10 protein-coding genes are annotated in these 13,946 nt (G+C 57.9%); 9 read left to right on the forward strand and 1 reads right to left on the reverse strand.

Annotated features, from left to right (window positions below):
- Positions 1-5: 5 nt before the first annotated feature.
- On the reverse strand, positions 6-1,418 hold the full coding sequence (locus AC6R19_RS18755) for a DNA recombination protein RmuC (protein ID WP_500581383.1): 1,413 nt from the start codon (positions 1,416-1,418) through the stop codon (positions 6-8).
- A 57-nt stretch (positions 1,419-1,475) separates the two neighbouring features.
- Here AC6R19_RS18755 and murI point away from each other — a divergent pair, with 57 nt between their 5' ends.
- The 9 genes from murI (at position 1,476) to AC6R19_RS18800 (ending at position 13,841) form a co-directional block, all read left to right on the forward strand.
- Positions 1,476-2,294, forward strand: a complete 819-nt coding sequence (gene murI / locus AC6R19_RS18760; protein WP_500581384.1) for a glutamate racemase — start codon at positions 1,476-1,478, stop codon at positions 2,292-2,294.
- 76 nt (positions 2,295-2,370) lie between these two features.
- On the forward strand, positions 2,371-2,616 hold the full coding sequence (locus AC6R19_RS18765) for a type II toxin-antitoxin system CcdA family antitoxin (protein WP_500581385.1): 246 nt from the start codon (positions 2,371-2,373) through the stop codon (positions 2,614-2,616).
- Positions 2,616-2,933, forward strand: a complete 318-nt coding sequence (locus AC6R19_RS18770; RefSeq protein WP_500581386.1) for a CcdB family protein — start codon at positions 2,616-2,618, stop codon at positions 2,931-2,933. The genes AC6R19_RS18765 and AC6R19_RS18770 overlap by 1 nt, the downstream gene beginning before the upstream one ends.
- Positions 2,934-2,944: 11 nt before the next feature.
- Positions 2,945-5,638, forward strand: coding sequence for a PD-(D/E)XK nuclease family protein (locus AC6R19_RS18775; RefSeq protein WP_500581387.1), 2,694 nt, complete (start codon positions 2,945-2,947; stop codon positions 5,636-5,638).
- Between the two features lie 91 nt (positions 5,639-5,729).
- Positions 5,730-9,173, forward strand: coding sequence for a UvrD-helicase domain-containing protein (locus AC6R19_RS18780; RefSeq protein WP_500581388.1), 3,444 nt, complete (start codon positions 5,730-5,732; stop codon positions 9,171-9,173).
- 461 nt (positions 9,174-9,634) lie between these two features.
- A complete protein-coding gene (locus AC6R19_RS18785; RefSeq protein ID WP_500581418.1) occupies positions 9,635-10,708 on the forward strand; it encodes a 3-deoxy-7-phosphoheptulonate synthase in 1,074 nt (357 codons plus the stop codon).
- 296 nt (positions 10,709-11,004) lie between these two features.
- Complete coding sequence (locus tag AC6R19_RS18790) at positions 11,005-11,457, forward strand: dsDNA nuclease domain-containing protein (RefSeq protein WP_500581389.1); 453 nt, start codon at positions 11,005-11,007, stop codon at positions 11,455-11,457.
- Between the two features lie 348 nt (positions 11,458-11,805).
- Positions 11,806-12,132, forward strand: coding sequence for a hypothetical protein (locus tag AC6R19_RS18795; protein WP_500581390.1), 327 nt, complete (start codon positions 11,806-11,808; stop codon positions 12,130-12,132).
- Positions 12,129-13,841 carry a hypothetical protein gene (locus tag AC6R19_RS18800; RefSeq protein ID WP_500581391.1) on the forward strand — a complete coding sequence of 571 codons (1,713 nt, stop codon included), beginning with the start codon at positions 12,129-12,131 and terminating at the stop codon, positions 13,839-13,841. Before AC6R19_RS18795 ends, AC6R19_RS18800 begins: the two co-directional genes overlap by 4 nt.
- The last annotated feature ends 105 nt before the right edge of the window (positions 13,842-13,946 follow it).

Raw genomic sequence — 13,946 nt, forward strand, 5'->3', positions numbered from 1 at the left:
GGCAATTATTCGCCTTCAGCCTCGGTTTCCACTTCGGGTTCCGGCAGGGACTTGAGATCCGCCGACTCCGCCTGCTCGCGCAGGTCCGCGGCTATCTGCTTGCGGGTCTTGGCCCCCAGTTTGCGCAGGCTGTCGATGCGCTTGACCGCGTTGCCGCGGCCGGTGGCCAGGCGCTTGTAGGTCTGCTGGTAGGCTTCCTCCGCCTGGCGCAGGCGCCCGCCCAGCTCATCGAGGGACTCCAGCACCATCGCGAACTGGTCGTGCAGCTTGCCCGCCTCCTCGGCGATCCTCTCGGCGTTCTTGTTCTGCTTTTCGTAGCGCCAGATATTCTCCACCGTGCGCAGGGTCGCCATCAGGCTGGTGGGGCTTACCAGCACTATCTGCTTCTCGTAGGCGAAGCGGAACAGCTCCGGGTCCGCCTGCATCGCCAGCATATAGGCGGCCTCGATGGGCACGAAGATGAAGACGAAATCCAGGGTTCGCACGCCCTCCAGCTGCTCGTAGGCCTTCTTGTTCAGGCCGGTGATATGGGCGCGCAGGGAATTCACATGCTGCTTCAGTGCCTGGGCCCGCTCCTCGTCGGTCTCGGCGGCGCTGTAGCGCTCGTAGTCCACCAGGGATACCTTGGAGTCGATAATCAGGTCCTTGTGCTCCGGCAGCCGCACAATCACGTCCGGCTGGCGGCGGCGGCCGTCGTGGTTGCCAGAATTGAGAGTAACCTGGGTTTCGTACTCGCGCCCTTTCTGCAAACCCGATTCCTCCAGCAGCCGCTCCAGCACCACCTCGCCCCAGTTGCCCTGGATCTTGCGGTCGCCCTTCAGGGCCGAGGTCAGGTTCAGGGCCTCGTCGCTGATGCGCTGGGTCTGTTCCCTCAATGCCTTGATCTGGCCCAGCAGGCTGTTGCGCTCGGCGTTCTCGCGGTCGTAGACATGCTCCACCCGCTTGCGAAAATCCCCCAATTGGCGCTCCAGCGGGTCCAGGCTCTTGCGCAGGCTGTCCTCGCTGCGGCGCACGAAGGCCTGCTGCTTCTCCTCGAAGATGCGGTTGGCCAGGTTCTCGAACTGCTCCGCCATGGCCTTGCGGGTCTGGTCGAGCAGCTGGCGCTGCTCCGCCAGCGCCGCCTCGCTCTTCTCCACCAGCACCTGGCTGCGGGTCAGGCGCTGCAGCTTGTCCGCCAGTTCCGAGCGCAGCTTTTCCACCTCGGTGGAGAGCTGGGCCTCCCGCTCGCGGCTGGAGCCCAGGCGCGCCTCCACAATCTTCAATTCCGCCCCGGCGGCCTGCAGCTCCGCCGCCGCCTCGGCCAGCTTGCGCTGCACCCCCGCCCGGGCCAGCCAGGCGGCCAGGGACAACAGGATCAGCAGGGCAACGGCGGCCAGGACGGCGTGTTCAAGGGTCAGCTGCAGGGGGAACAATTGCATGGGATTTGGGGTATTCTTCTTTGACTGGATTTGTAGTCGGGATCTATTTACGAACCAATGACGGAAGCCGCACATTCTAACAGCAAGCACCCCAGCGCGCTGGTCTTCGACTCCGGCGTGGGCGCCATCAGCATAGCGCGGGAGCTGCGTGCCCTGCTGCCGGGCCTGACCCTGCACTTCGGCATCGACAACGGCTTCTACCCCTACGGCTCCAAGAGCGAGGAGGAACTGCGCCCGCGCATCGTCGAGCAGGCCGGCAGAATGATGGCCCGCAGCGGGGCCGATATCCTGGTGGTCGGCTGCAATACCGCCAGCACCCTGGCCCTGCCCCAGTTACGGGAGGTATTGAGCCAGCCGGTGGTCGGCGTGGTGCCGGCGGTCAAACCGGCCGCCGCGGCCACCCGGACACGCACCTTCGCCCTCATCGCAACCGAGGGCACCGTCAACCGCAACTACACCCGCGACCTGATCGAGCAGTTCGCCAACGGCAACCGGGTGATCAACGTGCCGGCGCCGGAGCTGGTGCACCTGGCCGAGGCCAAGCTGCGCGGCGAGACGGTCACCGCCGAAGACCTGGAGCCAGTGCTGGCCCGCATCTTCCACACCGCCGGCGGCGACGTCGTGGATATCGCCGTGCTCGCCTGCACCCACTTCCCGTTGTTGCGGGAAGAACTTGACCGATTCGCGCCACGGCGCATTCAATGGCTGGATTCCGGCGAGGCCATAGCGCGGCGGGTGCGCTGGTGGTTGGGGGAGCTGAAGTTGGAGCTGCCCGAAGAACCTTATCAGGGGTTACTGCTGACCAGCGCTCCTGACTCAAATAGCCAAATCGGTCAGGCTTTTGCGGAATTCAGCCTGCTAGAACAGCTTGTCTGAGCCCCCATCCGCCACATACACTTAGTCGATGCGCACTACTAATGCGCATACACATTCTCGATAAAGGTGATATGCCGTGACGCAAGCCTACGATCACTCCGCACCCAAGAAGCCAACAAACCTCAGCCTTAACCAAGATTTACTCGCCGAAGCCAAACGGCTCAAAATCAATCTGTCCGCAACACTGGAAAGAGCCCTGGCCGCGGAGGTAAAAGCCCGCCAGGAGCAGGAGTGGCTGGAGAACAACCGCGAATCTCTCGAGGCATGCAACGCTTTCGTAGAAAAGCACGGGCTATTTTCTGATTCCTTCAGGGAGTTCTGATGAGCCAGTTCACGCTATTCGAAAATACCGATAAAGCTACAAGGAAGGCGTACCCCTATTTCCTAAATGTGCAGAGCGACTTGGTTTCCGTACTGAATTCCAGGATGGTGATACCTGTCGTTCTCGCGTCTCAGATGGAAAAATCGGCTCCAGAAAAGCTTTGCCCGGTTTTTAAGCTGGATGAAACCGAGTACGCTCTGCTTACTCACCAAATGACAAGCGCTCCCACCTCCATCTTGAAGAAACCTGTCATCTCTCTCGAGTTCTTTCGCGACGAAATTATTAATGCGATAGATTTTCTGATTACAGGAATTTAATAACCATTAAAATGCTCCAACCCGCATTCCCCGCCCTGGAAATCCTCGCGCAACTCCCCCCGGGAGGTCTGCTGCTGACCCCGAACAACCGCCTGCGCAATCGCTGCCAGCAGGTCTACGCCGCGCAGCAGGACGCCAGCAGCTGCTGGGCGCCGCCGCCGGTGGAGTCCCTGTCCGGCTGGCTCGACAGGCTCTGGTTCGAGCTGCAGCAGCGCGGCTGGAAGCCGGCCATGAAACAGGTGCTGAACCGCGAGCAGCGCCAGTTGCTGTGGCAGCGCGCCCTGGACGAGGCCCTGGAGCGCCAGCTGCTGAACAGTCAACAGCTGTGCCGCGACGCCGACGGCGCCCTGGCGCAGCTGCTGCAGTGGCAACTGGTAACGGATATCGACGATCTCGATGCCGCGGTGGAGCCACTGCTGGATCAGTTCGCGCTGACACTGAACAAAGACGAATTCCCGCTGTTCGCAATGATCCGCGCCTTCACCCGCCAGCTGCACACCCACAACGCGATCACCCCGGACCAGCGCGACCAGCTGCTACTGCGAGCCTTCCAGGAGCGCGCCCTGGAAGAGCTGCCGCAGATAGACACCGCCGGCTTCGCGCAGATTTCCCCGCTGGCCGACGCGATCATTCAAAGCGCCGCAAAAAAGATAGTCGCGCGACCGGCAACCAAACGCAAGGCGGTAATCCGCAGCGCCCCCTGCCGGAACCTGGAAGAGGAGCTCTACCAGGCCGCCCGCTGGGCCGCTTCGAGGCTGGAGCGGGATCCCAGCGCCAGCGTCGGCATAGTGGTCAACAACCTCGGTCAGTGCCGCGCCCAGGTGGAGGCCATCTTCGCCCGGGTGCTGGAACCGCAGTTCCTGGATCCCGAACAGCACCGCTACACACTGCCGTTCAACTTCTCCGCCGGCACGCCGCTGGCGCAGACAGCGATCGGCGGCGGCGCGCTGCAACTGCTGGAACTGCTCGCCGACGACTGGGACTACTCCCAGTTGCGCAACCTGCTATTCAGCCCCTTCTGGGGCCAGGAGGACGAGATCTGGTTGAGAACAGCCCTCTTCCGCCGCCTGCAGAAACTGGAACTGCGCCGCATCGACGGCGCCACATTGCGCTACTGGGCCGAGCGTACTGCCGAGCAGTTGAACCTGGAAGCGCCGCAGCTGCCACGCCAGCTGGAACAGGTCGGCGACCGCCAGCGCCGCTGGCAGCGGGCCCCGGCGGAGATCTGGGCCGCGCGCTTCTCCGAAGTGCTGGCCCTCCTCGGCTGGCCCGGCAGCCGCAACCCGGACAGCCAGGAATACCAGCAGTTGCTGCACTGGGAGAGCGCGCTGGAGAGCCTCGCCACCCTGTCCGAATTCGCCGGCAGCCTGCCCCTGGCCCAGGCGCTGCAGCAGCTGCGACAGATCGCCAGCCGCACCCCCTTCCAGGCCGAGACCCGCGACGGCCCGCTGCAGATTCTCGGCGTGCTGGAGGCCGGCGGCCTCACCTTCGACCACCTGCGCCTGGTCGGCTTCGGCCAGCAGCAGTGGCCCACCGCACCGAATCCCAATCCGCTGCTGCCGATCCAGTGGCAGAAACACTGGAAGATGCCCCGCGCCAGCGCCGAACGCGAACTGGAACTGGCCCGCGAACTGACCGACGACCTGCTCAATGCCAGCACCGATATCGTCGTCAGCTACGCGAGCGAGGAGGACGGCGTGCAGCAGGGCCTCAGCAGCCTGTTCGGCAACCCGGAACCCGTTGCACCGATAGAAACCGACGCCCTGCGCGATCACTGCGCGCAGCTGGCCACTGCCACCGAACTGGAAAAGATCGCCGATAAACAACTGCCACCCCTGGCCCCGGCGGACTGCGAGCGGGTGCGCGGCGGCGCCTCGGTGTTGAAGGCCCAGGCCCTGTGCCCGCTGAACGCACAGCTGCGCTACCGTCTCGGTGCCAGTGGCATTATGCCGCCGGATATCGGCCTCAGCCCTGCCGAGCGCGGCAATATCGTGCACCAGGTGCTGGCGGAATTCTGGCAACAGTGCGGCGACTTCGCGCAGCTGCAATCCATGGGTGACGAAGTTCGCCAGCAGAATATCGAAAGCGCGGTGAAAAATTCCCTGCGCAGCGTGCGCAAGAAGCACGGCCACCTGCCCGCCGGTTTCTGGGCCATGGAGCAGCAGCGCCTGCTGCGCCTGATGGACCAGTGGCTGCAACTGGAAGCCGAACGCCCCGGCTTCGCGGTGGAAAAAATCGAGTGGGAACAGCAGGTGGAAATCGGCGGACTGAATTTCAACCTGCGCCTGGACCGCCTCGACCAGCTCGCCGGCGGCGAACAGCTGGTGATCGACTACAAGACCGGCCAGACCAGCATCAACGACTGGCTCGGCGAGCGCATCCGTGAACCCCAACTGCCGCTCTATGCCCTCTTCCAGCCCAAGGCCCAGGCCATCGCCTTCGGCCAGGTGCGCTACGGTGACTGCAAATGGAGCGGCTGCGGCGAACTGGAACAGCCGGTCAAGGGCATCAGGGCGGTAGCGGATACCCAGAAGGATTCGCCCTACGCGACCTGGCAGGACCTGAGCGAACACTGGCAGCGCGGCCTGCAACTGCTGGCCGACGAATACCGCAGCGGTGTCGCCACACTCAGCTTCGACCGCCCCGCGGACAACAACAGCGAACTCTGGCCGCTAAACCGCTGGCCGGAACGAGAAACCCCGTAGGGTGCGCCGCGCGCACCAAAAACCTCGGACGCATTAACCGGTTCCAGAGGTGCGCACGGCGCACCCTACGAAATAAAACAATGTTTTCACTATGACCGAAGTGATCGAACAAATCCGCCAGCCCGTAGACGCCGAAGCCCGCGCCCACGCGCTGGACATCACCCGCAGCTTCGCCGTCTCCGCCCCCGCCGGCTCCGGCAAGACCGGCCTGCTCACCCAGCGGGTGCTGAAACTGCTGGCCGCCTGCCAGCAGCCGGAGGAAGTGCTGGCGATCACCTTCACCCGCAAGGCCGCCGGGGAGATGCGCGAGCGCTTGATCGAGGCGCTGCACAGTGCGCGCGATACCGGGCGCCCGGAAAATCCGCACGACGCCATCACCTGGGACCTGGCCAGGCAACTGCTGGCCCGCGATACGGAATTGAACTGGCAACTACTGCAGATGCCCCAGCGCCTGCGCATCCAGACCATCGACGGCCTCTGCCGCAGCCTCGCCAGCCAGCTGCCGATCGAGAGTGGCCTGGGCGCGCCGGGAGAGCCGCTGGAGCAGACGCAGGTCGCCTTCGAGATGGCAGTGGTCAACCTGCTCAAACACCTGGACGGCGAGAATCCGGACGGTGACCTGCAGGAATTGCTGCTGCACCTGGACAACGACCTGGGCCAGCTGAACAAACTGTTGCAGATACTGCTGGAAAAACGCGACCAGTGGCTGGGCCCACTGCTGAGCGTCGGCCATCAGGACGCGCAGGACTATTTCCACTTCACCATCGACGAACTGGTGGCGGAAAACCTGCAGGCACTCGCAATGCAACTGCAGGGCTACGCCGGCGAGCTGGTGGAACTGGCCGGCTACGCCGGCAGAAACCTGCAGAAGGACAATCCCTCCCACCCGCTGTGCGCCTGCGCGAACCTGGATGCACTGCCCGAAGCGGACAACAGCGCCCTGCCCCAGTGGCTGGCGCTGACCGAACTGCTGGTGACCGGCAAGGGCGAGCTCCGCAAAACCGTGGACAAGCGCGTAGGCTTCCCACCGGTCGACAAGAAGGACCCGGAAACGGCACTGGCCAACGAATACAAGGCGCGCATCAAGGACCTGCTGGCGGAGCTGGGCGGCGACGAATCCCTGCTCGCGGCGATCAACGAGGTGCGCAAACTGCCGTCCGGCCTGCAACAGGGCCAGTGGCAGCTGCTGCAGTCACTGGCGCAGGTGCTGCCGAAACTGGTGGCGGAGCTGAAACTGGTTTTCCAGCAGCTGGGCGCCACCGACTACACCGAAGTCGCCCAGGCCGCACTGGTGGCCCTGGGCAGCAGCGACGAGCCCACCGACCTGGCGCTGAAGATGGATGTGCAGACAAAGCACATCCTCGTCGACGAATTCCAGGACACCTCGCAGATGCAGCTGCAGCTGCTGGAAAAACTCACCGCCGGCTGGGAACCCGGCGACGGCCGCACCCTGTTTATCGTCGGCGACGGCATGCAGTCCTGCTACGGCTTCCGCAACGCCAACGTGGGCATCTTCCTCGACGCCCGCGCCCGCGGTATTGGCGAGGTTCCATTACAGGCCCTGGACCTGCAGGTGAACTTCCGCTCCGAAGGCGCGGTGGTGGAATGGGTCAACGACATTTTCCAGCAGGCCTTCCCGGTCGAGGACAATATCGGCCGCGGCGCCGTGCGCTATCTGCAGTCCCACGCTTTCAAGGGCGTCAAATGGCCGGGTCCGGCGGTGAATTTCTACGGCTGCGTCGACGACGAGGAGCGCAGCCGCGAGGCCCGGCAGGCGGTGGAACTGGTCAGGGACCTGCAGGCCAAGGACCCGAAGGGCCGCATCGCGATACTGGTGCGCAAGAAAAAACACCTGGGCCGCATACTGCCGGCACTCGCCGCCGCCGGCATTGCCTTCCAGGCCCCGGACCTGGCGCCGCTGGCCAGCAAGATGGTGGTGCTGGACCTGCTCAGCCTGACCCGCGCCCTGCTCGACCCCAGCGACCGCATCAGCTGGCTGGCGCTGCTGCGCGCGCCCTGGTGCGGGTTACAGCTGCCGGATCTCTATACGCTGGCCAACTGGGGCAACGGCGACACACCGGCGACGGACACCGGCGCGCGCCCCCTGCTGCTGGCGCTGCGGGAAATCGACGATATACAGCTGCTCAGCGAAGACGGCCACGCGCGACTGAAGCGCGCCGCCGGCCCGCTTCTCAATGCCTGGCAGCAGCGCGGACGCAAACCGCTGCGCGCCTGGATCGAGGGCCTGTGGCTGGCCCTCGGCGGCCCGGCCACAGTCGCGGACAAAAACGATCTCGACAATGTGCAGGATTTCTTCCAGTTGCTGGAGCACTTCGACAGCGGCGGCGCCATCGCCGACTGGCAGCAGTTCTACAACGCGCTGGAGAAACTCTTCGCCCGCCCCGGCCAGGATGCCGGCGTGCAGGTGATGACGATTCACAAGTCCAAGGGCCTGGAATTCGAGCATGTGCTGATTCCCGGCCTGGACCAGGGCGGCAAGCCCGGCGGCGACCAACTGCTGCGCTGGGCCGAGTGGCTGAACCGCGACGGCGAGCCCCGCTTCCTGCTGGCCCCGAAGAGCGCCCGCGGCGACAGCGACCCGCTGTTCGACTATTTGAAACACGACAACAGCGAGCGCGAGCGTTTGGAGGGCACCCGCCTGCTCTACGTCGGCTGCACCCGCGCCATCCGCTCCCTGCACCTGCTCGCCTGCATCAAGCGCGACGAAAAGAAAGGCGAGCTGAAGGCACCGGGCGCCGCCGCCCTGCTCGCCGGCATCTGGCCGTCGATCCGGCAAAGCGAGGCCAGCGACTGGTGCCACTGGCTGGAAGCTCCGGATGGCGAGCAAGAAGCCGAACAAGTTACCGGCGACCGCGACTATCTGCTGCGCCTGCCGCGGGAATGGCAGCCGCCGGCCATGCCGAAGCAGGAGTGGCTGGCCCAATACCGCATGCCCGACTACCAGGCGCGGGAGGGCGAAGAGCCGAATATTCCCGAGTTGGGCCAGGTAGCCCTGCGCTGGCTGCGCCACGCCGGCACCGTCGCCCACGAGACGCTCGCCACCATTGCGGAATCGGATCTGCACGAGTGGAACTTCGAGCGGCTCCAGCAACAACGCCCCCTGTGGCAGCTGCGCCTGGGCCAGTTGGGCCTCTACGGCAGCGGCCTGGAAAAGGCCCGGGAAAAGGTCGAGCAGGCCGTCACCAACGCCCTCAACTGCGAAACCGGCCGCTGGCTGCTGGACGGCAGCCACAGGGAATCCGCCTGCGAACTGGAACTCCACAGCGGCGGCCGCCAGCTGCGCCGATCCATCGTCGACCGCACATTTATCGACGAGGACGGCGTGCGCTGGATCGTCGACTACAAGACCGCCGAGCCCGGCAATGGAGAAACCGAGCAAGACTTTATCGCCACCCAACTGGAGCGCTACCGCGGCCAGTTGGAGAACTACCGCAAACTCTTCTACGCCAGGGGCGAACGCAATATCTGCTGCGCCCTCTACTTCCCGCTGCTGAAGAAGCTCGCAGAGCTCTAACCATTCGCCTGCACGCAGGCTCCTACAAAGCACCCCGTAGGAGCCTGCCTGCAGGCGCCCCCCCCGGGAACGCCGAGCTCCAGCTCGGCAAGGCGGGCCAAAGGCCCGCCTGGATCCCGGATCAAGCCCGGAATGACGAGATGCCGATTGATCCCCCACCCCTACCGTCGTCATACCGGCGCAGGCCGGTATCCAGGCCGAAGCCACCGAACCCTCCCCACACATCCACAGTTTCCCGCCACCTCACCCACTTACAGCAACCAAATCCCCCCAAACTGCCAAACTGTAGGAACTCATTTGCAGACAACCCAAGGCACGGAAAGCCCCATTTGGTTACAAATGAAACCCTCGCCCTCCCCCAAACCAGTGAGTAGGATAGACATCCGCTTTGGCGGCCAAACCATTTGACTCGCAACCGGGCGGCCCAAAGCGATGTAAGGATTAGAGAACCAGTGAACGACATGACCATACAGCAGTTCGACGACCTGAACGTCGTCTCCCAGGAAATCCTGATCAGCCCCGAGGAGCTCAAGGCCGAGCTGCCGGTGAGCGATGCCGCCGAGGCCACCGTGGCCGCCGGCCGCGCCGCCGTGCGCGATATCCTCGACCGCAAGGACCACCGCCTGATGGTGGTGATAGGCCCCTGCTCCGTCCACGACGTGGACGCCGCCATCGACTACGCCAAGCGCCTGAAGAAGGTCGCGGACCGGGTGTCCGACACACTGCTGATCGTCATGCGCGTCTATTTCGAGAAGCCGCGCACCACCGTCGGCTGGAAGGGCCTGATCAACGACCCCTTCCTGAACGACTCCTTCAAGATCCAGGACGGCCTGCATATCGGCCGCAAGCTGCTGCTGGACGTGGCCGAACTGGGCCTGCCCACCGCCACCGAGGCGCTGGACCCCATCTCGCCCCAGTACCTGCAGGACCTGATCTCCTGGTCCGCCATAGGCGCGCGCACCACCGAATCCCAGACCCACCGCGAAATGGCCAGCGGCCTCTCCGGCGCAGTGGGTTTCAAGAACGGCACCGACGGCAGCCTGGAGGTGGCCATCAACGCCCTCCAGTCCACCGCCAACCCGCACCGCTTCCTGGGCATCAACAAGCAGGGCCAGGTGGCCATCATCCACACCGCCGGCAACAAATACGGCCACGTGGTACTGCGCGGCGGCAACGACAAGCCCAACTACGACTCCGTCAGCGTCGCCGTGTGCGAACAGGAACTGCACAAGGCCGGCCTGATCCCCAACATCATGGTCGACTGCAGCCACGCCAACTCCAACAAGAACCACGAACTGCAACCGCTGGTGGTGGACAACGTTACCCACCAGATACTGGACGGCAACAAGTCCATTATCGGTATCATGGTGGAGAGCAACCTCAAGGCCGGCAACCAGAAGATCCTGGACGACCACAGCCAGATGGAGTACGGGGTGTCGGTGACGGACAAGTGTATCGACTGGGAGACGACCGAATCGCTGTTGTTGAAGATGGCGGAGCAGTTGCGGGAGCCGTTGAAGGTGCGTAATTCTTGATCAGCTTGACTTGGTAACTATCTAACAAGGGTCGGCATTGCCGGCCCTTGTACTTTATACCGTACCTGCAGATTAGATGATGCTTTTAAATGTAGAATCCGGCAATAATAGATATTTCATTGGGCACCGCATCTAATCACAAAGAAAGTCAGACCAGTTATCACAGCAACACCTAATCATTAGCACATCAATGAAAAGATATTGACAATTTAGTCAACAACAATAAGATTGAAGGTATAATTTTTGCCAATACCCCTCCAAAATAGATCATATAATAATCAGAACAATCGAAAATTATGGAAGATAACTTCATAGCGCAATTTAGCGCAATGAAACCTAGAGAGAACTCCGGAGCTCCAGCTTCTAACAGGTTTGACTACCAGAAAAGCTGGTCTTTTTGTGAGTTACTTGAACTCCACCTGTATAAAAGTGATTACTTGATGGTATTCGAGCATCACGAAGACGTAGTTGTTTTTAATTCTGAGAGCACGCCTACTTCTGCCATCTTTTATCAAATAAAAACAAAGTCCAGCGGAAATTGGACTATTGACTCTCTAACAAAGCCTATCAAGAATGGAGATTCGATTCTAAAGAAGCTCTACTCTAATCACTTGCTATTTCCTGACAAGGCTGTGAAATTATCGTTTATCTCGAACCAAGGGCTATCTACAAAGTTAAGTGACGCCAAATCAAAATCAGTTTTTCACCAAGTTGATTTTATTCAACTTGCGCATAAAGACAAAGAATAGATTCAAAAGGCCGTTGAAAGCAGCGACCAAAATTTTTGCGATCTATATGGATTATCAAAATTAACAACTCGGAAAACCTATCTTGGTCTACATGATCACTCAACAACGGTAAAAGGAAAACTTGTTGAGTTTTTTGAAAAGAAATATCCAGAAACTACCATCAATGTCTCGCTTATTTACAGATCTATCTCCGATGAAATAAAGCGCAAATCGAATTATGAGCTTCCATGCTCAACAGAACATGAAGTAAGAAAAAATAAATCTATTGGACATTCAGATTTTGAGGAGATTCTTGGGATTGTTTCAGCAGGTAGAACACCCAGTGAACTTTGGAGTGATGCATGCTATATGCTCACAACGGAAGGATACAACCCCCTCAAGATTAGAGAGATAAGATTACAGTGGCAGAAATATATAGTTGACTGCATGTCTGCGACAGCTGATTTCTTATCGACATTAAGAGAAAGTATACGAACCAAGCTTTCATCTATTGAACCAAATGATCCTAACTTGACACTAAAAAAGATTATTTCACAAATTACGGATCTGATAAGAAAGGCTCCAAAATATAACATTTATGACGAGTCATATATTGAAGCCGCAATCATTTACGAGATAATAACCGATGATTCAGTATCGAAAATTGATTCGAAACTTAAGGAAGAAGCAAAATGAAAAACTTGCGGTTAGAAAATATGCTTCTCGTCTCTCACAAGGAAAAGAAAGCAAGAAAAATCGAGTTTCATCCGAAAACAACGATAATTCAAGGAGAAAATGATACGGGGAAATCATCAGTAATAAAGAGCATTCCATTTGCATTTGGTGCCAACCCACATAAAAGACACCAGAATTGGAAAAATGCTGATATTTTAACCCTTATTCGCTTCTCAATTGACAATGTCAAATATTCAATATTCCGGCACAGAGATTCATTTTCTCTTTTTAATTCCCAAAACATTAAAATAGGGACATATTCCAGCATCACCTTAGAATTGGCACCCGAATTAGCAAAACTCTTTGATTTTAATTTAAAGCTTACTGATAGAGATGGTGTACCTGTCACACCCCCTCCTGCCTACTTAATGCTTCCCTTTTATTTAGATCAGGACAAAAGCTGGTCAGAAACCTGGAGCTCCTTTACAAACCTATCACAGTTTGCATATTGGAAAAACAGGGTAATTGGCTATCATTTTGGGTTAAGGCCCGATAGGTGGTATGAGTTAGATGCGCTCAGAAAACAATTAGAAACCGAGAAGGAAGACCCTGCCAGACAAATCTCTTCAATCAATGCGATTAGAGATAAATCCTATAGGGACTTAACGCAAGTCGACTTCGATGTCGACATAGATCAATTCAAAGGTGAAATCGAAACACTGCTTTTAAAATGTGAAAACTTGAAGAATCAAGAAGAGAAGTTTAAGCAAAAAATAATAAACCTAAGAACTGAAAAAATCAAGATTGACGCCCAGATAGCAATAGTTATACGAACGCATGACGAACTGAGCGAAGACTATAAGTTCGCATGTGATGCTAGCAGATCATTTATTGATTGCCCGACTTGCGGCGCAGAATATAACAACTCCTTTTCTGAACGTTTTGAAATCGCCAAAGATACTGAAACATGTGCAGACCTATTGGCCTCACTTCGGGAAGATTCGCTTAAAATTGCCAAAGAAATAACGATGGCAGAAAATGAATTAACTGAAGTCAGAGACACTCAAGAATCTATCGATAATTCTCTATCCATAAAACAAGGACAGGTAAAACTTTCAGACTTAATTAGACTTGAAAGCAAAAAAACACTTATCAGCCATTTAGATGCAGAAATCCAAACTCTCGAAAGTTCTATTGCACAAATAAATTCCAAAATCTCCAAAAATCAGATAGAGATGGAAAAACTAGATGATTCAGAAAGAAGAAAACGCATCATATCAGAGTATGGAGAAACTTTAAGAAGAAACACTTCAATTCTCGGAGTGCACTCATTAAGTGACAATGTATTTAAAAGAGTTGACTCTTCAATTAATGAAAGCGGCAGCGATCTCCCTAGGGCAATTCTAGCGTATTTTTTTACAACATTAGATGCCATTAGGAAAAATGGGAATGCCACGGCATTCCCAATAATCATTGACGCCCCAAACCAGCAAGAGCAAGACTCCAAAAACCTACAAAGAATGCTTAACTTCATCAAGAATAATCGCCCGAAAAATCAACAGCTAATATTAGGACTGGTTGATGATGCAGGAGTAGATTTCGAAGGGAAATCATTAACTTTTGATAAAAAATACTCTGTTCTTGATGAAAACCACTATAATGAAGTAGCTCAAGAAATAAGATATTTTGAGTCTAAAAACTTAGAAGTTAGTGAAGAATTCATTATATGAAATGATAAACTTTGATTAGCACAACACCTATCATAGGGACCCATAAGTAGATATCTGATATTACCCAGCGGAACGGCGAGCCAGCCCAGTATACCAGCAATGGCC

The organism is Microbulbifer sp. SE14 (assembly GCF_059834885.1).